This window comes from Methylobacterium sp. WL19, assembly GCF_008040005.1.
Taxonomy (GTDB): Bacteria; Pseudomonadota; Alphaproteobacteria; order Rhizobiales; family Beijerinckiaceae; genus Methylobacterium; species Methylobacterium bullatum.
Window position 1 is genome coordinate 1 of sequence record NZ_VRVC01000312.1, and the last position, 494, is coordinate 494.

General features: G+C 76.3%; 1 pseudogene. It reads right to left on the bottom strand.

The features are described from left to right. Nucleotides 1-494, bottom strand: a pseudogene (locus tag FV220_RS25250) (hypothetical protein); the annotation flags it as partial.

Sequence of the window (494 nt, forward strand, 5' to 3'; positions counted from 1 at the left end):
GGCGACCTCGGCCACGCGCTCGGCCGCACCGGCCCCGTCCCGCTCGAGATCGGCCAGCGACAGGCCGGCACCCGCCAGATAGGGCGCGATCTCGCGGCCGAGGGAGACGACCCGCTCCGTATGGCCCGAGACGCGGACCGTCTCGCCATTGGCGGTGAGTTCGGCCAGACGCAGGGCCTCGCGCTCGGCGGCGCGGGCGTGTTCCGCCGCCTCGATCTCACCGGCTCCCGCCTCGATCCGGGCGGCGAGGGCGTCGATCTCGGTGCGCAGGGTTCCGGCCCGCTCCAGGGCGGAGAGCAGCGGGGCGCGGTCGCGCTTCAGGGCCTCGACGAGGCCGGCGAGGGCGGGAGCCGCCTCGGCATCGAGCCGTTCCGGGATGGTCCCGTCCACCCCCGCTTCGCCTTGCGTGGCGAGGAGGTTCGGGTGCAGGTCGGCATAGGCGGAGGCCGCCCGACCCTGCGTCTCGCGCGCCGCCGCCGCCACCTGTTCGGCGT